Annotated in this window: 14 protein-coding genes; 4 read left to right on the top strand and 10 right to left on the bottom strand. The window is 70.7% G+C overall.

What is annotated here, in order from left to right; translation table 11 throughout:
• The first annotated feature begins 22 nt into the window (after positions 1–22).
• From C6C15_RS02615 to C6C15_RS02605, 3 genes are read left to right on the top strand one after another with little or no spacing between them, the layout of a single operon-like run.
• Positions 23–1,549, top strand: coding sequence for a sugar transferase (locus C6C15_RS02615; RefSeq protein WP_060921563.1), 1,527 nt, complete (start codon positions 23–25; stop codon positions 1,547–1,549).
• Between the two features lie 4 nt (positions 1,550–1,553).
• Positions 1,554–2,747, top strand: a complete 1,194-nt coding sequence (locus C6C15_RS02610; protein ID WP_105949224.1) for a DUF1972 domain-containing protein — start codon at positions 1,554–1,556, stop codon at positions 2,745–2,747.
• Entirely contained in the window at positions 2,744–3,880 is a 1,137-nt protein-coding gene (locus tag C6C15_RS02605) for a glycosyltransferase (protein ID WP_060921565.1), read from the top strand. The genes C6C15_RS02610 and C6C15_RS02605 overlap by 4 nt, the downstream gene beginning before the upstream one ends.
• Before the next feature lie 21 nt (positions 3,881–3,901).
• On the opposite strand, the gene C6C15_RS02600 is transcribed toward C6C15_RS02605, so the two are convergent.
• The 9 genes from C6C15_RS02600 to C6C15_RS02560 all read right to left on the bottom strand — a co-directional run bounded on the left by C6C15_RS02600 (position 3,902) and on the right by C6C15_RS02560 (position 18,562).
• The gene (locus tag C6C15_RS02600) at positions 3,902–5,212 is read right to left on the bottom strand and encodes a hypothetical protein (protein ID WP_105949223.1); all 1,311 of its coding nucleotides are present in this window, start codon (positions 5,210–5,212) and stop codon (positions 3,902–3,904) included.
• 10 nt (positions 5,213–5,222) lie between these two features.
• Positions 5,223–7,784, bottom strand: coding sequence for a right-handed parallel beta-helix repeat-containing protein (locus tag C6C15_RS02595; RefSeq protein WP_234024210.1), 2,562 nt, complete (start codon positions 7,782–7,784; stop codon positions 5,223–5,225).
• Between the two features lie 254 nt (positions 7,785–8,038).
• Positions 8,039–9,391, bottom strand: a complete 1,353-nt coding sequence (locus tag C6C15_RS02590; protein ID WP_060921567.1) for a polysaccharide biosynthesis tyrosine autokinase — start codon at positions 9,389–9,391, stop codon at positions 8,039–8,041.
• A 55-nt stretch (positions 9,392–9,446) separates the two neighbouring features.
• Positions 9,447–10,751: a hypothetical protein gene (locus tag C6C15_RS02585; RefSeq protein WP_105949222.1), complete on the bottom strand. Its 1,305-nt coding sequence runs from the start codon at positions 10,749–10,751 to the stop codon at positions 9,447–9,449.
• A gap of 11 nt (positions 10,752–10,762) precedes the next feature.
• The gene (locus tag C6C15_RS17425) at positions 10,763–15,478 is read right to left on the bottom strand and encodes a PKD domain-containing protein (RefSeq protein ID WP_324970201.1); all 4,716 of its coding nucleotides are present in this window, start codon (positions 15,476–15,478) and stop codon (positions 10,763–10,765) included.
• A gap of 75 nt (positions 15,479–15,553) precedes the next feature.
• On the bottom strand, positions 15,554–16,084 hold the full coding sequence (locus C6C15_RS02575; RefSeq protein WP_234024209.1) for a DUF4352 domain-containing protein: 531 nt from the start codon (positions 16,082–16,084) through the stop codon (positions 15,554–15,556).
• Between the two features lie 200 nt (positions 16,085–16,284).
• On the bottom strand, positions 16,285–16,902 hold the full coding sequence (locus tag C6C15_RS02570) for an arsenate reductase/protein-tyrosine-phosphatase family protein (protein WP_105949219.1): 618 nt from the start codon (positions 16,900–16,902) through the stop codon (positions 16,285–16,287).
• The gene (locus tag C6C15_RS02565; protein ID WP_105949218.1) at positions 16,899–17,618 is read right to left on the bottom strand and encodes a CDP-alcohol phosphatidyltransferase family protein; all 720 of its coding nucleotides are present in this window, start codon (positions 17,616–17,618) and stop codon (positions 16,899–16,901) included. The genes C6C15_RS02570 and C6C15_RS02565 overlap by 4 nt, the downstream gene beginning before the upstream one ends.
• Entirely contained in the window at positions 17,609–18,562 is a 954-nt protein-coding gene (locus C6C15_RS02560; protein ID WP_231919571.1) for a glycosyltransferase family 2 protein, read from the bottom strand. The genes C6C15_RS02565 and C6C15_RS02560 overlap by 10 nt, the downstream gene beginning before the upstream one ends.
• 187 nt (positions 18,563–18,749) lie before the next feature.
• On the opposite strand from C6C15_RS02560, the gene C6C15_RS17290 reads away from it, so the two are divergent.
• On the top strand, positions 18,750–20,744 hold the full coding sequence (locus C6C15_RS17290) for a glycosyltransferase (protein ID WP_234024208.1): 1,995 nt from the start codon (positions 18,750–18,752) through the stop codon (positions 20,742–20,744).
• A gap of 9 nt (positions 20,745–20,753) precedes the next feature.
• Here C6C15_RS17290 and C6C15_RS02545 read toward each other — a convergent pair whose 3' ends face one another.
• Positions 20,754–21,773, bottom strand: a complete 1,020-nt coding sequence (locus C6C15_RS02545) for a glycosyltransferase family 4 protein (RefSeq protein WP_060922261.1) — start codon at positions 21,771–21,773, stop codon at positions 20,754–20,756.
• Positions 21,774–21,804: the final 31 nt, after the last annotated feature.

The raw sequence follows: 21,804 nt of genomic DNA, 5'->3' as shown, positions 1-21,804 counted from the left end.
TCACGGCTCAAGGGGCCTCGGCATGACTTCCGTCGAGGATGCTCTGAGCATCGCTCGTACGGGTTTCACGCCGATCACGGCACCGCGAGCGACCGCGTCGGTGACGCCTGCGGCGAGCACGCCGCGTGTGTCGGCGACGCTCGAACGACGCCGCCAGTGGGAGCGTCGCTATCGGATGCGGCTGCGGATCACGGATGCGGCTGTCATCCTGATCGCGGTCGCACTGACGGCGACGGTCCAGCTGGTCTCCGGCGTCTCGGTGATCGAGGCCGTGCGCAACGCCGCATTGCTGGGTCTCGCCTGGTACCTGATGCTGTCGGCGCTCAACAGCCGAGCCGCCGCCATCTTCGGGTCCGGGGCCACGGAGTACCGTCGCGTCGCGCACGCGGCGGGACTCGCCTTCGGCATCACCGCCATCGCGGGCGTGCTCCTGGAGTGGGAAGGACTGCAGCCGCTGTTCTTCATCGCCCTCCCGGTCGGCATGCTCGGTCTCCTCTTCGCCCGCTGGACCTGGCGCCGCTGGCTGCAGCGGCAGCGCCTGTCCGGGCGGTTCGCGTCGAGGACACTGGTGGTCGGCGCCACCGAGGACGTCGAGTATGTGATCGACTCCCTGCAGAAGGGCGGGGAGAACGGCTATCACGTCGTGGGGACGACGCTGCTGGATCGCACTGCCGGCGCGCTCAGGATCGGGGAGAGCATCTACCCGGTCGTGGGCGATCTGGACACCGTCGCCGCGGCGGCGGCACAACTCGGGGCGGACACCATCATCGTGGCGAGCCGCCCCGAGGGGTCCCCCGACTTCGTCAAGCAGCTCAGCTGGCAGCTCGAGGGCACCGCCGCCGAGCTCGTCCTCTCCAGCCGCCTGACGGACGTCGCGGGCCCGCGCATCTCGCTGCGCCAGGTCGACGGCCTGCCGCTGATCCAGGTGAAGATCCCGACATACGAGGGCGGGGTCCACCTTCTCAAGCGCGCCCTCGATGTCGTCGTGGCCACCGTCGCGCTCATCCCGATCGCGCTGCTCACCCCCGTGCTCAGCGCACTCATCAAGCTCGACTCGCCCGGCCCGGTGTTCTTCTTCCAGGAGCGCGTGGGACGGGACGGCCGCCGGTTCAAGATGGTGAAGTTCCGCTCGATGCGCACCGACGCCGAGAAGCAGCTCGCGGCGCTCAAGGAGCAGAACGAGGGCGCCGGCCTGCTGTTCAAGATGAAGGACGACCCGCGCGTGACCCGCGTCGGGAAGGTGCTGCGCAAGCTTTCGCTGGACGAGCTCCCGCAGTTCTGGAACGTGCTCGTCGGCGACATGAGCGTCGTCGGCCCTCGTCCGCCGCTGCCCAGCGAGGTCACCGCCTACGACGGCACCGTGTTCCGCCGTCTCTACATCAAGCCCGGCATCACGGGCCTGTGGCAGGTCTCCGGACGCAGCGACCTCTCGTGGGACGAGAGCGTGCGGCTCGACCTGCGGTACGTGGAGAACTGGTCGGTCATGAACGATCTGCAGATCATGTGGCGCACCGCGAAGGTCATGGCGCAGCCGAGCGGGGCATACTGAGCGGATGAGCACTACGACACCCCTCACGATCGCGATGGTGGGGACCCGCGGCGTGCCTGCCGCGTACGGCGGGTTCGAGACGGCCATCGAGGAGGTCGGCCGCCGCCTGGCCGACCGCGGGCACGACGTCGTCGTGTACACCCGCGGTTCCGAGCACCGGGAGAAGGAGTACCTCGGCATGCGCGTGGTGCACCTCCCCGCCGTCCCCGTGAAGCAGGTCGAGACGCTCAGCCACACCGGGCTCTCGGCCCTACACCTGCTCTTCCACCGCCGCCCCGACGCGACCTTCGTCTTCAACGCCGCGAACTCGCCGTTCCTGCCGCTGCTCCGGCTGCGCCGGGCGCCCGTCGCCCTGCACATGGACGGTCTCGAGTGGCGTCGCTCGAAGTGGGGGCCGCGCGGCAAGGCCTACTACCGGTGGGCCGAGCAGTTCGGTGTCCGCACCGCAGACGCGCTCATCGCCGATGCCCCCGGCATCTCCGACTACTACCGCCACCAGTTCGACGTGCCGACGGAGCTGATCCGCTATGGCGCGCCGATCCTCGACGAGCCGCCGACGCATCGTCTGGCCGAGATGGAGCTCGCCCCCGGCGGCTACCACCTCGTCGTCGCGCGGTTCGAGCCGGAGAACCATGTGCTCGAGATCGTCCGCGGCTACCGGGCCAGCGCCGCGCGCCTCCCGCTCGTGGTCGTCGGGTCCGCGCCGTACGCGGCCGGGTACATCCAGGAGATCCGGAACGCCGCCGAGGGCGACGAGCGCATCCGCCTCGTCGGCGGCGTCTACGACCAGGAGCTCCTCGACGCGCTCTACGCTCACGCCGCCACCTACCTGCACGGTCACTCCGTCGGCGGCACCAACCCGTCGCTCCTCCGCGCCATGGGAGCGGGCACGGCCGTGATCGGCTACGAGGTGCCCTTCAACCGCGAGGTCCTCGACGGCAACGGGTGGTTCTTCGCCGATGCGGACGACGTCGCCGCGCATGTGACCGCCGCCGAGGGCGATGCGGCCACGCGCGATGCGCATGCCGCAGCAGTGCAGGAGATCGCCCGGACACGATTCCGGTGGGACGACGTGGCCGACGAATACGAAGACCTCGCTCGCCGCCTCGCCGAGGGCTCCAGCGTCCATTCCTCCGCCCGGCGCGCACGCCGACGGAGCGCGGACTGGGCCCCCACCCCCGCGGACGCCGCCCGATGACCGCGAGGGAGAACCGTAAGACCGTCCTCCTGGTGCATCCCGGCGCGGAGATGTTCGGGTCCGACCGCATGCTCCTCGAGAGCGCGACCGGTCTCGTCGAGGCGGGCGCCCGCGTCGTGGTCGCCCTGCCGAGCACGGGTCTCCTCGTCGCGCCGCTGCGAGAGGCCGGCGCGGAGGTCGTCATCCTGCCGATGCTCGTGCTGCGCAAGGTCCTGCTCACCCCGCGGGGACTGCCGCGCCTCTTCCGCGACACGTTCCGCGGTCTCGGCTCCGCGTGGCGGCTGATCGGACGCCTCCGCCCCGACGCGGTCTACGTGTCGACCATCATCATTCCGCAGTGGCCTCTCATCGCCCGGCTCCGCGGCACGCGCGCGGTCAGCCACGTGCATGAGGCCGAGGCCTCCGGCAACACGCTGGTGAACCGGCTTCTCTATGCGCCGCACCTCGCCTCCGCCCGGACCCTGGTGAACAGTCGGTTCAGCCTGGACACGATCCGGCGCGCGCTCCCCGCCCTCGCCGACCGGACCCGCGTGGTCGCCAACGGCGTCGCATCACCCGAGCACCCGGCTCCGCCGCGCTCCCGCCTCGATGGTCCCCTCCGTGTGCTCTACGTGGGCCGGCTCTCGCCGCGGAAGGGCCCCGACCTCGTCATCGACGCCGCCGCCGCGCTTCAGGCGGCGGGCCGTCCGGTCGAGGTCACGCTGCTCGGCGCGGTCTTCGAGGGGTACGAGTGGTTCGAGCGCGATCTGCGCGCGCGCGCCGACGAGACCGGCGTCCCTGTCACCTTCGCCGGTTTCCACCCCGACATCTGGCCCTTCCTCGCTGAGGCCGACGTCCTGGTCGTACCGTCCCGGGTGGACGAGCCGTTCGGGAACACGGCCGTCGAGGGCGTGCTCGGGCTCCGTCCCGTCATCGCGAGCGACAGCAGCGGCCTGCGGGAGGCCGCGGGTGGATACGCCACTGCGCAACTGGTCGCGCCGGACGATGCCGACGCGATCGCGACCGCGCTCGAGGAGGTCCGCGAGCGCTGGGACGACCATGTGGCCGGCGTCACTGCGAGTCGGGACGAGGCCCTGCGTCGGCACGCTCCCGCGGTCTACCGCGCCGGCGTCACCGCAGGCGTCCTGGACTGACCCGCGAGGAGCGCCCGCGGATCACACCGATGCGGGGGTGTCGGCGGTCAGCCGCGACCGGTTGCGCACGATGTAGATCGAGAACGGGATCAGCTGGCAGACCAGCAGCGCGAAGGCGACCCCGATTAGCGGTCCGACGATGCCGAGGATCGGCGTGAGCACGAACGCGAGGACGATCCCGACCGCGGCCATGCTGAGCGTCGGGATCACCTGGAAACGGATCCCGGGCTTGTCCATGATGAACATGCCCAGTGGATACACGGCCGCCGTGAGCATGATCATGAGCCCGAACGCGAAGATCGTGGTCGGCCGCACCTCAAGCTCCCCCTGGGTGATGAATCCGAACAGCCACGGACCGACGAGCCACACCACGACCGTCGCGAGGGCGACCGCCGTGGCGAACAGGGCGGAGAGCAGGAAGGGCCCGCGGCGCAGGTCGCCCTGGTGCCGCATCCGCGCGAAGTGCGGCCAGAGGGCGAGTCCACCGGCCATCACGAGACCGTTGAGCGCGAAGAACACCTGGCCGGCCACCCCGTACTCCGCGACGTCGGTCGGGCCGCCGAGCTGCGCGATCACATAGCGCTGCGACCCCACCGCGATGGGATAGGTCACCATCTGCGCCAGCATCGGCCAGCCGACATCCATGACCCGGACGCCGGGGAACCGTCGCGGCCGCAGCACCATGCGTGCGGCCTCGGGGATCAGCGGAGAGGTGGTGCGTGCGGTGATGAGCACGCCCAGGATCGAGACGATGAGAGACGCCGCGAAGGACGCCATCGCCGCATAGGAGTGGAGATCGTCGCCGCCGAACGTGAGGAGCAGCCAGACCCCGGCGAGCGTGAGGGGCGAGATGAGACCCTGCAGCAGGATCACGATGTGGTTCTTTCGCTGCCCGAGCATGATCCGCGCCCAGATCCCGAGCGGGATCCCGAGGCAGAAGATCGTGACGCAGAAGAACGCCGCCAGCGACGCCCCGGGCTGCTGCCCGGCGTCACCGAAGATGAGCTCCCAGGCTCCGGTGGCGAGGAGCACGGTGTTGATCGCCATCGCGGAGGCGGCGAACAACAGCAGCACACGCCCGACGGAGGTCAGCTGGTAGCGCAGCTTCTCGTCTGTCCGGACGTCGTCGCTCGTGGCCACGGCGTTCACGAGCACGGCGCCGCTGCCGAGATCGGTGAACGTCAGCAGCGACGGGATCGTGGTGAGCAGCGTATAGAGGGCGAAGCTGCCGACGCCCGCGTCCCCGATGATCATCCGTGTCGTGAGAACGCCGCAGACCAGCGCGATGACCATCGTCAGCGCGCGGGCGCCGACAGCGAGAAGAGAACCCATACCTAGATCGTCACCGCGGCAGGGCTCCCAGCGTCGCGCTGTTGCCGGGGAGTCGCGATACCGAGGCGATATCCGCGGGAACCGGCACTGCCACTGCGGCCTGCCGCTGCGCCTGCGCGGGGATCAGTGCGTATGTCGCGGACACCACGGAGGCTCCCTGCACGAACTGCGAGCGGCGGTCCTGGCCCGTCGCCGCCGTGAAGGCCGCGAGGGTGTCGGCCACCGCCGGATCCCGCGAGACGGATCCCTTCGACCACGCCGAGAACCACCGGGGTGTGCCCGGGGCGGTGCGGTGGTACAGGTTGCCGTTCACGCTCGATATCATCTGCGCACCCGTGAAGGTGGTCGAGTAGTCCTGCACGCAGACGAGGCAGTTGCCGGCGCTCTCCGCCATGACGTTGTTCGACATCACGGTGTTGCGCACGATCCATGGCGCCAGCGGCGCGTACCGCGTGCGTGGATCATGGCCGGCCGCGTTCGGGTCGGAGGCTCGGCGAGCGTCCTGACCGATGCTGACGTTCCGGTTGGCATTGCCCACGAAGGTGTTGTTCCAGATCTTCACGTTCCCGGAGTTCAGGACGAACAGTCCGAAATCGCCGTTGCGCGCGATGATGTTGTCCGCGACGACCGCCCGCTCGGAGAGTTCGACCATGACGCCGTGGCCGGTGTTGCCGATCACGTCGTTGCCCGTGAAGACGATGTCGATCACCGACTCGTCGAACCAGGGACCACGCCCGGCGTTCCCGGTGAAGGCGCTGTCGGACACGGTCACGCCCCGCGTCCGGGTGACCTTGAACGCGCCGGATACCGGGGAGTGGTTGAAGCGCTCGGCGTTGTTGCCGACGGAGAGCATCTGCTTCACCTTCAAGCCGTCGGCCTGGCTGGCTCCACCGCCGAGAAGCCCGTTGCCGATCAACGAGACCCGCGTCAGCGTCGTCCGGGGCGCCCAGGAGTAGAAGCCGGTCGTCGAGTTGTCCCGGATGGTCACGTCGGCCAGGGTGATGTCGCTCGCCGCGGCGATGACCGTCCCCATCTGGGGCACGCTGGTGGCGTATCGCCGCACGCCGATGCCACGCACCTCGGATCCGGCGGAGCGGATCGAGAGCGCCTGAGTCAGAACGCTCGCCTCCACGGACTTGCCCGTGGGATCCGTGCCGATCACGAGCCGCTTCGCCCTGTCGTCGACGAAGAACGTCCCGGCGACCACCTGTGCCGCGGAACCGACCTCCCGGAGCTGCACGCCCGCGACCCACACCTGATCCGGATGCGCAGCCATGGGATACGCGGGATCGACGAAGCGCCACTCCGCCTGGGCGTTGTCGGGCGCGCCCTTCGTGTAGGTGGGGCTCGAGTCGAGCGCCGTCCCCCACCCGTCCACCGTCCAGGTGTTCCCTGCGGCCTTCCAGCCGGTGACGGCCTTCGCCCCGTCCATCCAGACCGCCTCGTTCGGAGCCGGCTGGATCGTGACCCGCTTCTGCGGCGGCACGATGACCTCTTCGTGGTAGGTCCCGCCCCGGAGCACGATGGTGCCTCCGTTCGGCACGAGCCGCAGCGCCGCCGCGATCGTGCGCACCGGCGCCTTCTGCGTGCCGGCAGCATTGTCGGATCCGCCCGGCGCCGCGTAGATCGCGGTCGCGGGAGCCGGGTACGACAGCGCGCCGGGGGCAGCAGCACCTGGCTTTCCGCGAACACCGGCCGGAGTCGCCGGCGGGGCGGGCGTGACCGGGTTCGTCGGGTTCGCCGGCGGAGCCGGAGCCGGGTTCGGTGCGGGCGCAGGGGTGGGCGTCGGAGTCGGCGTCGGAGTCGGTGCAGGAGTCGGTACAGGAGTCGGCGACGGCGCGGTGACCAGGAGGTCGTCGAGCGCCAGCGGAGCGGCTGCCTTCGCCCCGGACGAGGTGTACAGCGCGAAGCCGTAACCCCCCGCGGCGGTGATCCGGGCCGCCGAGGAATCGGTGTGCGTCACCTGCCACGCGGAGGGCTCGGCCGCCCCTGCCACCCAGGCCTTGGCCGCGAGCGTCACCGGGCTGGTCCCCGTCACATCAAGCGCGACGCGCAGCGACATGCCCTTCGTCACTGCGAACGGGAGTCGCCGCTCACTCAAGTTCTGCACCGTCGTGAGATCGGTCATCCGGACGACGGAGACGTAGGCGGAGCCGTCGGGGTGCACCCGCAGCCGCACGCCGTACGAGTCCTTGCCGACGATGCGGACGGCTTGGGCGAGGTACAGGGGGCCACCGACGGGGAGGGCGGGGACGGTCACCGTGTAACGGCTGGACACGTCCGCCGCGGACACCCCGGCCACGGTCGCCCGCGCCGTGATCCCGGGCTTCCGGCTGGCGAGCATCCCCCGCCCGTTCGTGACGCTCGACGTGCCCTCGACCACGCGCCAGGCGCCGACGGGAGCCGCGCCCCAGCCGGAGGCGACGGTGCGGTTCATGTCGTCCGAGAGCAGAGGCGCCGCAGACGTGGCTGCCGGCCGGACGGACGGTGAGGCGGCGACCGCCGCGGACGCCGGTGCGGCGACCAGCGCTCCGGAGAGCGCGACGGCGATGCCGAGGACGCCAGCGAGCATGCGATGGCGACGCCGCAGCGCGGCGGGCGCTACGGAAGACGAGGGACGAACAGGGAACGGAAAGGACACGATGTCACCGTTTCTGGGGCAGACTGCACGATCAACCCACGCTTCGCCGCAGTTTCAACCCCGGCGACAAAGAGCGAGCCCCCCTCGCAACCCATGAAGAATAACCGCCTCTCCAGGCGATGGCAAACGTTTCGAGCCCCTCCGCCGATATGCTGCGTGCCCGCGCACAGCGGACCGCGAGCCGGTCACTCGCTGTAGTACTCGCTGCGGTGACGATCGGGACGTGCGCGGTTGAGGACCGTGCCGAGGATGCGTGCGCCGCCCGATTCCAGCGATTTGATGCTCTTCTCCAACGCTGCGCGCCTCGTCTTCGTGGCGTCGACGACGAGGATCACGCCGTCCGTCTGGGTGGCCAGGAGATTGGCGTCCGCGACGCTGAGCGTCGGGGGCGAGTCGATCACGACGTAGTCGTAGTCCGCGGCCGCGAAGTCGAGAAGCTGCGCCATGCGGGCCGACGTGAGCAGCTCGGCAGGGTTCGGCGGGATGGTGCCGGCCGGGAGGATGTCGAGCGTGGTGTCCGCGACACGATGCTTCGCCACCTCGAACTCGACCTCGTCGAGCAGCACACTGGTGAGTCCGACCGAACCGTCGATGCCGGCGTGCTCGTGGGCGCGCGGGCGCCGCATGTCCGCGTCGATCAGGAGGACGGAGTTGCGGAGCGCCGCGAGGGTCATCGCGAGGTTCACCGACACGGTCGACTTGCCCTCGGCTGGCATGCCGGAAGTCACCAGCAGCACCTTCACCCGGGACGAGACGTTCGCATACGCGAGCGCCGACCGGATGCGCCGGAACTCCTCGGACGTGTGGCCGAGCGGCTCCTGGGCGACGGCGATTCCCCGCGCCTCCAGCAACGGCGACTTGGAGACGACGCCGAGCACGGGATCTCCCCCGGCCTGCGTCAGCGCCTCCTCGTTGCGGACCCGCGTGTCCAGCACTCCGATGAGCACAGCGGCCGCGAGGCCCAGCACGCCACCGAGGAACCCGCCGAGCGCTGCATCCCTCGGCTTGCTCGGGGTGAACTGGAACTCCGGGACCACCGCGTCGTCGATGACCTCGGCCGTGATCGTGGACTCGCCCTGCGGGTCCTTCGGGGCGACGTCCTTCACGACCGTGATGAGCTGCTCGGCGACCGCGTTCGCGAGCTCGGCAGCGGACTCAGGGTCGTCGGTGATGCCGGTGACGCGCAGCGTGACCGTGCTCTGCGGGATGGTGACCTCGATGTCTCTGGCGAGCGCGCGAGGTGTCGTGTCGAGACCGAGCTCCTCGATCACCGGGTCGAGCACCCGCGAGCTCGTCGCCAGCTGGGCGAAGGAGAGCATCTGGCTCTGGGTGTACACGGACCCCTGGTTGAGATCGGAGGCACTCGTACCCTGGTTGAGCGCGAAGTAGAGCGAGGTGGTCGCCTGGAACAACGGCGTCTGCAGCGACGCGTATCCGTATGACCCGGCGGCGCCCACCACGCCGCACAGCACGATCAACCACCAGAACTTACGCAGTGAGCCCGCGATGACACGCAGGCTGACCCGGCTCTCGGCCATGACTCCCCATTCCCCCTGAGGTCTCGATTCTAGAGGAGCCATCTGCACGTCTCCCTCACGTCTGCCGCACCTGTGGAGCGGCTCGGGTCGGCGGCGGCGCCGACGTGTCAAGATCGCGCAGGAATGCCGTGTCGGCCGCGGTGGATCGTGTCCCCGCGTCTCGGGCCCAGGTCACCGCGAGCCCCACGCAGAACCACAGGAACATGCTGTACTGCGTGATGAGGGCGACGACGACCAGGCTCGGAAGCTGCCCGACGACAGCGAGGGCGGCAGGACTCCGCGTCGACCGCCGCACGGCCAGGAGCGCCGCGCAGACGACGGCCGCCATGATGAGCAGCGTCGGCACGTAGCCGTACCGGAGGAGCGTGAGCACGAGGGCGTTGTCCACCGAGCGCGCGAAGTACCCCAGGTAGTAGTCGCCGGAGACGAGGGAGTGCCAGTCGCCGGGGTTGCCGAACAGCTGCACCTGCTCCAGGAGGACCAGGAGGTCGGTGCGGTAGTCGGCGCTGCCTCCGGCCTCATCCCCCGCCGCACCGAACACGGAATCGATGACGGGGATGACGATCGCGGCGCCGATCACGCCGGCGACCGCCACCGTCACCCGGAAGCGGGTCGAGACGCCGACGATGAGGAAGGTGGACAGGACCAGGGTGAGCACCAGCGTGAGCAGGCCGGCACGACTGAAAGTGAAGACCGTGGCGGTGGCGATGAGCACGATGCCGGTGATCTTCGGGAACAGCCGCCACCGCGTCGCCACGACGAACGCGGAGGACATCGCGAGCGCGGCGCCGAGCGCGATCGAGTGCCCCCAGGCGCCTTCCGCACGCAGCACCCCACCACGCTCCTGCAGGGGACTCCACGTCTCGTACACCACACCCGACCCGGGGATGAGGACGAAGGGGTTGAAGGACGTGAGGAACTCCACCACAGCGAGCGCCGCAGCCACGATGGCCACGACCGCGATCGTGGACGTGATCCAGTCGGTCGTCACACGCGCGAGCACCACGCGCCCCCAGATGTACGGGATCACCCACTCCAGGAGCGAGGCGACGAGGGAGGCGAGGTCGACAGTGCCGAACCCGTACAGGCCGACCACGACGAGGACGAACGCCGCGACCCAGGCGTCGGCGGCGCGCAGCGGCACGACCGACCAGTTCACGATGATCAGCAGGACGGTGAGCAGGGTGATCCCCGCCCAGTAGAACCCGAGGTTGACACCCACCCAGAGCGGCACGAAGAACAGTACGACGGCCCACACCGCGAAGGCGGCGCGCGGAAGCAGCCGGAGGGCGAACACGACGATGGCCACTGCCGCGATTCCGCCGAAGGCGAGGAGCGCGATCGGGACAGCAGTGGCCATGCGTCAGGATCTTACTGCGGTGCGGTGACGCGGAACGAATCGAACGACACGCCCAACGGCGCGGTCGCGCTGCCGGAGCGGTTGCCGCTCAGACCCACCGCGCCGGCGCCCAGGGGCGCCGCGTCGGTCGTGGTGATCTGCCAGGCTGCCGGCTTCGTGGTGTCCGTCGGCCAGAACTTGGCGGACAGCGTCGCCGACGTCGTCCCGGTCACGGACACCTCGAGGTTGTAGGAGGTGTCCGCCGCCCAGACCAGCCCGGGTACGGCCTGCGTGCGCAGGACGGTCCCTTCACGGTGCACGACGAGCCAGACCGTGCCGTCAGGACGCAGCCAGGCGCGGACGAAGTACTTCCCGGCCGCCGACTGCCGCGCGATCACGCCGATGTAGGCGCCACCCGCCGCGGGGGCCTGGTCGACCCGGAACTGCGTCTCGAGCACCGTGTCGGCAGCCGACGTGGTGTTGAGCGTCGCGTGGCGGGTGTCCCCGGCGATGAGGTTCAGCTTGGCCTGACCGTCGGCCACCGTCGCCGCCGCCTGCGAACCGCCCGCGATCGTCCACGCCCCGCCGACCGTGGCGGTGCCCCAGCCGGGTCCCGCAGTGCGATCGAAGCCGTCGTCCGCCACCGGAGCCGGCTGCGGCTCGGGCTCGGGCTCCGGCTCGACGGGAGGCGCAGTCACGGTCACCGGCTTGGTGGTGGTGTGCGTGGCACCCTTGTCGTCCTTCACCGTGAGGGTGACGGTGTAGGTCCCCGCCGCGGTGTAGGTGCGGCTGCTCGTCGCACCCGTCCCGGTCGTCCCGTCGCCGAAGTTCCAGGCGTACGAGGCGATCGTGCCGTCGGAGTCGGTCGAGGCGCTGCCGTCCACGGCGACCGTGAGGTTGGTCGCGGTCGCGGTGAAGGCAGCCACCGGAGCGACATTCGCGGGCTCCGGTTCGGGCTGCGGCTCGGGCTCAGGGGCCGGCGTGCCGAGGTTCTTCAGCGTGAAGTCGTCGAAGCTGGCGAGGTTGGTGCCGGTGGCGCTGCCCGCGCGGTAGGAGAACACGGTCGGGGCGCCGGCGACCTGGAGGGCCGGAGTCGCATCCGTCGTGGTGAGCTGCCAGTTCGCGGGCTCCGCCGACCCCGACGCCCACAGCTTGGCGCGGATGGTCGTCGTGGACGACCCGGTCGTCTCCATCAGGAGCGTGAACGAGCTGCCCGCGCTCCAGGTGAGCCCGGAGACGGCGGTGCTGGCGATCGCGGTGCCGTTGCGGTGGATCACGAGCCAGGTCGTGCCGTCGGCCCGGTGCCAGGCGAGCGCTCGGTAGCCGGAGGACCCGGAACGGCGGGCGCCCAGTCCTTCGTATGCCACCCCGGTGGACGGACCGGACGCGAGGGTGTAGCTGATGCGCGCGGAGGAGTCGAGGACCGACGTGCCCTGCAGCAGCATCTCCCTCGTCTCACCCGGCGTCAGGTTCACCTTGCCCACGCCGTCGCCGACGGAGAGCACCGCGGCGGAGCCGCTCACCGGCGCCCAGGTGCCTCCCTTGTCGGCGGCGCCCCAGCCGCTCGAGACGACACGGCCGAAGGCATCGGATGCCGCGAACACCTGAGCGGTCAGCGTCACCGTCTTGGTGGCCGTCGCCGTCGACCCGAGGCTGTCGGTCACCGTCAGGGTGATCTCGCGCGCCCCGGCGCTCGCGTACGTGTGGCCGGCGGAGGCTCCGGAGCCCGCAGGGGATCCGTCACCCCAGTTCCACGAGTAGGTCAGAGTCGCGCCGTCGGACGCGCTCGAACCCGCGGCGGAGACGTTGACGTTCAGCCCCGAGGCCGTCGCCGTGAAGGCCGCCACCGGGTCGGCATGCGTGGTCGTCACCTGTCGAGTGGTGGACGCGCTGCCGCCGCGATCGTCGGTGACGGTCAGAGTCACCGTGCGGGTGCCGGCGGTGGCGTACACGTGCGTGGCGACCTGCCCGGTCGACGTCGTGCCGTCCCCCCAGTTCCAGGCGTAGGAGGCGAGGGAGCCGTCCGAGTCCGCCGAGGCGGACGCGTCGGCCGAGACCGTCAGGCCGTTCGCGGTCGTCTCGAAGGCAGCCGTCGGAAGGACGTTCGGTGCCTGCACCACGACCTGCTTCTGCGCCGTGCTGGCGAGCCCGTTGCTGTCCGTCACCGTCAGCGTCACCGTGTAGGTGCCGGACTTCTCGTACGTGTGGCTCGTCGTCTTGCCGGTCGCCGTGGCCGAGTCGTCGCCGAAGTCCCACCGGTAGCCGGCGATCGTCGCCGACCCCGCGGGCGCCGAGGCCTCCGCGTCGAACGCGACGGCGAGGTCGGTCGGGGTGGCGGAGAAGGCCGCCGTGGGGGCCTGGAAGCCCTTGCCGATGCCGTAGTGCGTCTTCACCTGCGTCGGGGTGAGAGCGAACGGATAGACCGCGACCTCGTCCAGGGACCCCTTGAAGTACTTGGAACTGGGCTCGGACGGCCAGCCGGCGAGGTTGTCCCCGCCGATACGCCAATATCCCGTGTAGTTCTCCGCGGTCGTGGCCCCGGCGAGCGACGACACGAGCTGGCCGTCGACGTAGAGCTTCATCCCGTCCGCGCTCTGCGTCGCGACGGCATGGTGCCACTGGTTGTCGTTGAGCGCCGCGCCGTTCTGCACCGTCTGCGTGCTGCCGTTGTAGGTACCGAAGACGAGGCGGCCGTTGTTGGTCATGTAGATGTGACGGTCGTAGCTGGTCGACTCACCCGACGCCGCAGCGCCGTAGCCCATCAGCTTGCCACCGCTGGTCGTGTTGGTCTTGAACCACAGTTCGGTCGAGAACTCGGAAGGCGCGGCGATCTTGCTTCCGGAGGCCACACGGCCCGTGTTCGTCCCGGTGAAGGTCGAGGCGCCGGTCGCGGTGTTCTCCACACCGGACGTCGATGCGGTCACTCCCGTGCCGAACACGGGGGTGTTGGACCCGGCCCAGTCCTGCGCGGCGGTGCCGAGCGGGTAGTAGAGCTGCGGTCCGTCCGCCGTGACGGCGTTGACGTAGTTCGACACCGCACCGGCCGCGATGGTCACGCTCATCGCCTGGCTGGAGACGGAGTTGCCCGCGCTGTCCTTCGCGACGACGGTGTACTCCTGCGTCGACCCGGGAGCTGCGGTCTTGTCCTCGAGGTTCACCGAGGGGCGGTCCCACCAGGTGCCGCGGGCGGTGGCGGTGGCCACCGGTGCGGTGGTCCCCGTCCGACGCAGCTCATAGGTCAGCGTGAGGTCGTCACGATCCCAGTTCGCGGGGATCGAGATCCGCGCACGCCCGGGGATGAACGACTGCGCCGTGCCGGTCCAATTGGCACCCGACAGCCGAGGGCCGTCCTTCGCGCCGCCGGGCGGGTTGGTGGAGAAGCGCACGAGCCCCTCGAATCGGCCGTTGTTCACGGAGCGGAACTCACCGCCGATCGAGATCATGTTCCCGGCACCGGTGATCGAGAGTCCGGCCTGACCCATCCCCGTGGTCACGCCCACGGCCCAGTCCGGCGTCCAGGCGTAGGCCGAGGGCGCCGGCGTCCCGGCCCAGTTCTTGTACGTGCCGCCGGCCGCGGGCTGGTTGCCCAGCAGACCGCGGGCGTCCGCCGTGTACGCCTCCGAGTACCGGTGCGTACGCGGGTTCTGCTCCGGGTGCATGCCCATGGTGCTGCAGGCATGGGTGTGGCTGGTCGTGTAGACCGTCTTGCCGGTCGAGTAGACGCCGTAGTGGTCGCCGAGGCAGTCCGCGATCCAGCGGACCTGGCCGCTTCCGGCCTCTGCCGCGAAGGTACCCTCGAGGTTGCCCGTGGCCGCGTCCGCGTACACCCACCCGGTGCCGTACACGGCGCCGGCGTCGGCCGCGAGTCCGAAGATCCCCGCCTTGCCCGAGTTCGCCCCGGTGTTCGAGCCGTTCTTCACCGTCTGCGGCAGCGCCCATCCGCTGTCCACCGCGCCGGTCGTCTTGTCGAGCGCGACGGTGCCGCGCATCGTCAGGTCGCCGTTGACCTGCGAGAAACGACCGGCCGCGATGACGTTCTGACCCGCCGGGTCCATCACCATGGCGTCGACCTGAAGGTCCGTCTGCGGCGCCCAGCTGAGCAGCGCGCCGTTCGTCGAGGAGAAGGCCGCGAGGTTCTTGCGCGGGGTCGCGTTGCCCTGCGTGAAGAGACCTCCGACGTAGACGCTCGAGCCCGAGGTGGCGAGGGCATACACGCCGCTGCCGCCGATCGAGGGCGAGAAGCCGGGCACGAGCTGTCCGGTCACGGCGTCCAGCGCGGCGAAGTTCCAGCGCGTCTGACCATTGACGGCGTTGAAGGAGCCGCCGATGTAGATGCGGCTGCCGTCCGGCGAAGCGGCCACGGCCTTGATCACGCCGTTCACCTGCGGTGCGAAGGAGAGCAGCTGACCCGTGTTGATGTCATACGCGAGGACGTTGGAACGGGCGGTCAGGCTCGTCCCCGGCGCGGCGAGCGGTGCGCGGGCGTTGTCGAACTTGCCCACCGCGTAGACGGTCGAGCCGATCGTCGTCTGCGCCCACACATACCCGTTGTCGATCTGCACGGTCGGGATCGGGTCCGACGTCACCACGTCGTCGTTCCGCTGCAGAAGCGGCGGTGGCGTCGGCGGTGTATCGGCCGCTGCCGCCCCGGTCGCCCCCAGCGTGGTCATGCCCGTGATCAGCAGCGCCGCCGTCACGACCGACGCGAGTGCGCTCAGCGCCCGCCTCGAAGTGGATGTCTTACCCATGTTGCTCCCCAGCCCCAGATTTCTTCTTCGAAAGTGTCACGTACGAGACGCGGCGGAAGTCGTCGCGTCCACAGCTCAGGAGAGCTCGCCCGCGAAGGTCGCCACCGGCTCACCGGCGGCATAGTTCACACTGATCTTCACGGCGCGACCCTTCGTGGGGTCGAGCATGAAGACGTAGGTGCCCGTGGCGTCGTCGCCGGCGGCCAGCTCCCCGTGGAGCGGCTCGTTCGGACCCGCGGTGGTGGCCACCCCCACGTCGCCGTCGTCGGTGACGAGGCTGACGACGGCGGAGTCGATGCTCTGCGCCCGCTTCGACTCGTTCGCGACCTTCACGGTCACCACCACGGCGGAGCCGGCATACTCGCCCGGCGTCTCGGGGGTGATCTCGGTGGTCGAGATGTCGTCGACGGTCACGACCATGTCGGTGGACAGGGCGATCTCCGCGTCCAGCGCGCCGCTCTCCTCGGTCAACGCGGGGGCCTCGGTGGGCCCTTGGGCCTCGGGATCGGCCGGCGGCGTCCAGTCGGTCGTGCTGGTGCCCTCGGGCTCCGGCGACGCCGCGGTATCCGGTGCCGCCGTGCAGCCGGCGAAGGCGAGCGCGAGCACCACGACAGGCGCGATGAACAGCGCACGTCGTGCGCGAGATGAGCCGTCCCCAGAACGGCATGCTGAAACAGTGAACACTGCAGCTCCCCAGAACCCAGATTCCCCAGCCAGAGCCCCCTCGGCTCCGGTTTCCCCCCAGCCGTGCAGAACACGGCGTCGGCTAATGGTAGTGCGGACCGTGGAAAACCACAACCCTCGGCTCAGGAGGAATGTCGGCGGTGCCCGCCGAGCTGCCCGGCGATCGCATCGACGGCCTGCTCGACCTCGGTGATGGTGTCGGTGTGCCCCCGACTCCCGTGCCGATCGGCGATGGACGCCGGGTCCTGGGCGGAGCGCCGGTCGAGGAGACGACGGAGCGCACCGCCGCGACGCGGCGGGCCGCCGAGCGGCACGGCGCGTGTCCGCGCCCGATCGAGGTGCGCGAGGTAGTCGGCGACCACGTCGGACCCCCCGGGCGGGAAGCCGATCCCGAGGTGCGCCGCCTCGCGCAGCGTGAACATCCGGTCGCGGTACTCGGGCGCCGCCCGCACCAGGTCCCCCCGGACATCGCGCGAGGCGGTCAGCACGAGGTCCGCCTCGGCGAGCATCTCCGTCGTGACCTCCTGGGCTCGATGCGCCCGCGATTGCGCCTGCCAGCCTTCGTCGGTGTGCCGCGCGGCGACCTCAGCGCAGATCGGGTCGCCGTCGTGGGCGCGCACGCCGGCGCTGCGCACCACGAGCGCGGACCCCTCCCCCAGCCCGCGCCGCAGCGCCAGCTCGGCCAGGGGGGAGCGGCAGACGTTGGCCGCGCACACGATGAGGATCGAGCCGCCGGTCATGCCGCGTCACCCAGCCTTCCGATCTCGCGGAACCACTTCACCGCGGCGAGCATGAGGAACAGCACCGCAGCGGCACAGAGCGCGCTGTAGGCGACGAGGAACACCGGCGTCCAGCCCCAGAGGACGAAGACGAGGCAGACCAGCCCGAAGTCGGTCGGCAGCAGCACGAGCGAGCGTCGGAGGGTGCCTCCGCCACGCTCGTGCGTGGACGCCACGGAATGCTTGCCCTTGAGGAGGTCGTTCAGGAGCATGCCCGAGAACGTGGTCGTGGCGACGATGCTGAACACGATGGGGATCAGCAGCAGCGACGGCGTCTCCGGGAGGACCCGGTACAGGCCGATCAGCACGGCCAGATGCAGGGACGCGATCTTGAGCGTGTCGATGAAGTGGTCCAGCCACTCGCCCTGCGGGCTCCCGCCGCCGCGGAGCCGGGCGACCTGACCGTCCGCGGAGTCCCACGCGTAGCCGAGGACGAGGAGGAGCGCAATGAGCAGCCCCAACGGCACGGTGACCGGGGCGAAGGCGATGAGACCGATCGCTGCGAACGAATGGACGGCGCTGATGATCGACACCTGGTTCGGCGTGAGGCCGAGCCGGAACGCCACCGCGGCGAGCACGCGTCCGAGCCGTCGGTTCACGTAGACCGAATAGGCCGGTGCGCCACGCGCGTGCCCCTTCTGCGCCCGTGCGAGCTGTCGGTAGGCGTCTACGACCATGTCGTTCCCTTCGGGTCCGTGCCGGAGAGTCGCGCGATCCGCCGGGCCTCGCGCACCCCGCGGACGTAGGCGCGGAGCGGAGCGGCGGAGTGCAGCAGCTGTCGGCGGCCGCCGCGGAGGATCACCTCGCGGGCGGTACGGGGTATCGACCGGCGCCAGCGATGCACGGCCTCGTCGTCGAGGTGCCGGACCGCGTACAGCATCCGGTTGCGGATGTTGTAGAAGTAGTAGCCCTCCGACTTCGCCCTCGCGAGCTGGGGCTCGGCGCGTTGCGTGCCGCCCTCGTCGTGCACGGCCGTCGCCTCCTCGACGAGGACGAGGGTGCCTCCGGCCGAGACCACGCGGCGGGAGAAGTCGACGTCCTCCCAGTAGAGGAAGTACTCGTCGTCGAAGCCTCCCGAGAGCGCCCACACCTCGCGGGTGATCCACAGGCAGGCGCCGCTCAGCCACGGCTCATAGGGGCGCACGTCGTCCGCCCGGCGTTTTCGGCGCGCGCGCATCGTGCCGTCGTCGAGCAGGAGGTCGATGCCGGCGAACCAGGTGCGTCCGTCGGAGTCGGTGATCACCGGCGAGGCGAGGGTCGTGCGCGAGGCCGCGGTGACCGCGGCCAGGCGCGCCAGCGACGCTCGGTCGATATGGGCGTCCGGGTTGATCACGAGGACGTCGGTCGCGCCGTCGGCGAGCGCTCGGGCGACCCCGATGTTGACGCCGCCGCCGAATCCGCTGTTCGTCTCAGGGGTGATGAGAGTCCATCCGTGCGCCTGTGCGGCGGCGACGGCGGCCTCGCGCTCCGCGGTACCCGCCCAGTTGTCGACGACGACGATCAGCGTCTCCTCGTCGACGGCGCGGGCCTCGCGCTCCACGAGCACCAGGTTGCGCTCGAGCAGCCGCGCCGAGGCGTAGTTCACGACGACGACGGCCAGCCGTCCGTGCACGATTGACACGCGATCCTCCCCCCGGATCCGCCCACACGGTCCGCTCGGGTCGCCGGTCGAATTCCCCAGAGTCGCGACCGGCGTCGACTCCCAGGACACCGACTATACGCCAGAGCCGGCTCGGCGCACCCGCCGTTCACGGTACGATGAGCCGGCGCGGGGACACAGGCGCACGACTGCCATGGGGATGAGGCGGATGAAGAGGGGACCGGGGACGGGCGACGCGATCGCCGTGACGATCGGCGTGCCCACCTACCGACGGCCGGAGCTGCTGGCGGCGCTGCTGCGCGCACTCCCCGACCGGATCGCGGAGTGTGCGGACCTCGGCGTGGACGTGGAGGTGCTGGTCGTCGACAACGACGCTGCGGGCTCCGCGCGCGAGGTGGCCGCGAGCGCCGCCCTGCCTGTCCGCTACGTCGTCGAGCCGACGCCGGGCATCGTCGCGGCCCGGAACCGGCTGCTCGACGAGTGCGCCGACCGCGATCTGCTGGCCTTCATCGATGACGACGAGGTTCCTCGCGCCGGCTGGCTCGCAGAGCTGATCACGACGTGGCAGGCCTTCGACGCCGATGCCGTCATGGGCCGCGTCATCTCCGTGTTCGATGACGACGTCGATCCGTGGCTGCTCGCCTCGGGAACGTTCCGTCGTCCACCGCGTCCGACCGGCACCGTGCTCCCGGTCGCCGCTGCGGGAAACCTCCTTCTCGATCTCCGCGCGGTGCGCCGCTTCGGTGTGCGATTCGACCCGTCCCTCGGGCTCGGCGGCGGCGAGGACACGCTCTTCACCCGCGAGCTCGTCGATCGCGGCGGCCGCATCGTCTGGTGCAACGAGTCCGAGACGGAAGACCTCGTCGTCGCCGCCCGACTCACCCGAGCGTGGGCGGCGCAGCGGGCGTTCAGCTCGGCGAACGCCGGCACCCGCATCGCGGTGAAGCTCGCGCACGGGAGGATGCGCCGCGGGGCGCTCCGCGTGCGCGCCGCCCTCGGCGGCATCGCCCGGATCGTCGTCGGTGCGGCGCGCCGGGCCCTCGGCGCCGTCACCTCGAACCTCACCCATCACGCCCGCGGCACCCGCCTGATCCATCGCGGTCGCGGCACCATCGCGGCCGCCTTCGGGCGCCGCTACGACGAGTACCGTCGCCCCTCGGAGGACAACACGATGACCGAATCCGCGTCGAGCATCCGCGTGATGCAGTCCCTGGGCGCGCCGCGCCCCACGACGAATCCGTACAACAAGATGCTCGACGAGGCTCTCGGGACGACGGAGGGCCTGGAACACCTCCGGTTCTCCTGGAAGACCGCGCTCTTCGGCCGCTACGACGCCTTCCACTGGCACTGGCCCGAGGCGAAGCTCCACGGATCCACCTGGTGGAAGTCCGCGGGGAAGTTCGCGCTCACGACCGCGCTCGCCTTCCGGCACCGGTTGTCGCGGCGGATCGCCGTGGTGCGGACCGTGCACAACCTGGAGCTCCCCGACGACAACGCCCCGCGGCTCTGGCTGCTGCGCTTCATCGATCGGCACACCGACTACCGGATCGTCATCAACGAGACCACACCGCTGCCGGCCGGGACCCCGCACAGTCTCATCCTGCACGGGCACTACCGCGACTGGTACGCGGTCTACCCGTCCGCGGAGCGCGTGCACGGACGACTGGGGTCGTTCGGCGGAATCCGAAGGTACAAGGGCCTCGACGGGTTCATCGACGCCTACGGCGAGGCCGTCGCGATCGAGCCGGCGCTGAGCCTGCGCATCGGCGGGCGTCCGTCCACGCCGGAGCTCGCCGACGACCTCCGCGCACGCACCGCCACGCTCCCCGGAGTCGACCTGCACCTCGACTTCCTCAGTGACGCCGAGCTCGTGGAGCTCGCGACGTCGTCCGAGCTGATCGTGCTCGCGTACCGCTTCATGCACAACTCGGGCAGCGTCCTGGCCGCCCTGTCGATGGGCCGCCCGGTGCTGGTGCCGCGGAACCAGGCGAACGAAGCCCTCGCCCGCGAGGTGGGCGCCGAGTGGGTGCACATGTACGACGGGGACGACCTCGATGCCGAGACGCTCGTCTCGTCCTGGCAGGCGGCGTCCGCCCTCGCGGGGACCCCCGACCTCTCTCGTCGCGAGTGGGCCGATGCGGGTCGCGCGCACCGCGACGCCTTCCGAGCCGCCGTGCGCGTCAAGCGCCGGGGACGGGACTGATCCGCCCCCTCAGACGTCGGCTCGGAGACCCCGGACGAGCGCGTCGACCATCGTCCTCGTCGTGAACCGCTGCTCGACCTCGATCCGTCCCTGCTGCCCGAGCGCGGCCGCGCGGTCAGGATCGTCGAGCATCCCGATCAGCGCCTCCGCCAGAGCCTCCGGCTCCCCCGGCGGGACGAGGGCGCCGGTGCGGGTGCTGACGTAGTCACGCATGCCCGGGGTGTCCGAGACGACCACGGGACGCGCGGTGGCGAGCGCTTCGAGGGCGACCGTCATCCCGGATGCGTGCAGGTTCGGGCGGGTCGCGGTCACCACGACACTCGCTGTCGCGTAGAGATCGCGGAGTTCGGTGTGCGGCAGTCGGCGCACGAGCCGGACGCCCTCCGGAGGCGGCAACGCGGAGGGCGACTGGACGACGACGTCGACGCCCGGGCGCGCGGCGAGGACCAGGGCGAGCGCGGCGTACAACGTCGCGGGATCCCGGTCCCTGTCGTTGCCCGCGCTGACGATCCGGGGGGTGGCCGTCGGCGGGTGCGCGGAGAAGAACTCGTGGTCGATCCCGAACGGGACGACGAAGACCCGCGGCCCGCCGGACCCGAGGAGCCGCTGCAGCGGGACCACCTGCGCCTCGCTGAGCACCCAGAGCGCCGTGGCCGCCCGCAGCATCGTCACCAATCGACCGGGTGCGGCACCGGCCGCCGCCATGTCGGTGAGCCAGATGACCCCCGCGGCGTACCGCGTCCGCGGCCGCAGGATCTGGAGGCGGTAGGCGGTGTTCTCATCCCAGGCGATGGCGAGCCCCGCGCGGGGTCGGGGGCCGAGGCCGGCGCGCGCGCGGAGCCGTGCGATCCGACCGGGATCGGGGAGTTCGTCCACCTCCACCACGGCATGGTCGCGGAGAGCGTCCAGCCCATACGGCCACACGCTCGGAACCTCTCCCCTGGCGTGTGCGCGCGCCCAGACGGAGGCCGACTGCTCGGCACGATGCGCCCAGGTGACGGACAGCGCCGGGCTGTCCTCGGATACCACGAGGCCCACTATGGCCCTCGGCCCGGGCGGT

The organism is Microbacterium sp. str. 'China' (genome assembly GCF_002993305.1).
Taxonomy (GTDB): domain Bacteria; phylum Actinomycetota; class Actinomycetes; order Actinomycetales; family Microbacteriaceae; genus Microbacterium; species Microbacterium paraoxydans.
The sequence above is the reverse complement of the archived record's forward strand: the minus strand, read 5'-3'. Positions and strand labels throughout refer to the sequence as shown.